The sequence below is a fragment of the Amycolatopsis thailandensis genome (genome assembly GCF_002234405.1).
Taxonomy (GTDB): domain Bacteria; phylum Actinomycetota; class Actinomycetes; order Mycobacteriales; family Pseudonocardiaceae; genus Amycolatopsis; species Amycolatopsis thailandensis.
In genome coordinates this window covers 1-563 of record NZ_NMQT01000341.1, presented here as the reverse complement: position 1 = coordinate 563, position 563 = coordinate 1, and the positions used below count along the sequence as shown (strand labels likewise).

The 563-nt window shown below is 64.8% G+C and carries 1 pseudogene; it reads left to right on the top strand.

Going from position 1 to position 563, the window contains the following annotated elements:
• Positions 1-438 (top strand): annotated as a pseudogene (locus CFP71_RS42775) (helix-turn-helix domain-containing protein); the annotation flags it as partial.
• Positions 439-563 lie beyond the last annotated feature (125 nt).

Below are 563 nucleotides of genomic sequence, written 5' to 3'. Positions count from 1 at the left end.
GGTACTTCGCGGTTCCTGTTCGTGATCCGTTGCTCCAGTCTCACCAGGGAACCGGTGGTGCTGTTCACCGAGGGCTGTCGTCCGTCGCGGTTCCGCGCGGACGTCCCGTCGTCCACCTGCGCCTTCGAATTCACGCTGGACCGTACCCTGGCCGCGGGAGAGCTGGCTTTTGTGGCGTTCGGCGTCCGGTTCCCGCCGGGACAGACCGGCGAGCACACTCAGATGGCGATCTTCCGGCCCGCGAGAGATCTCGCGTTGAGCATCGAGTTCGAGCCGGACTGCCTGCCCCGGCGATGCGTCGCGTTCTTCCAGCCGCGCTGCGCGGCACCGCCGGAAGAACGCGGAGAGACGACCTTCGACCAGGGGAACTCCACTTTTCAGTTCATCACGCTCGACCCGCTCCCCGGGCAATACGGAATTCGGTGGAGCTGGACCTGAAACCACCCGGTCGGGGGTATTTCCGGATTCCGATGGTGTTCATCCGGTCGATGGGTATGAGAATCGCCCTCATGCGTGCAAGGCGATTCGCGTCCATTTCTGCCGGTGCCTCCGCCGCGGTGTGC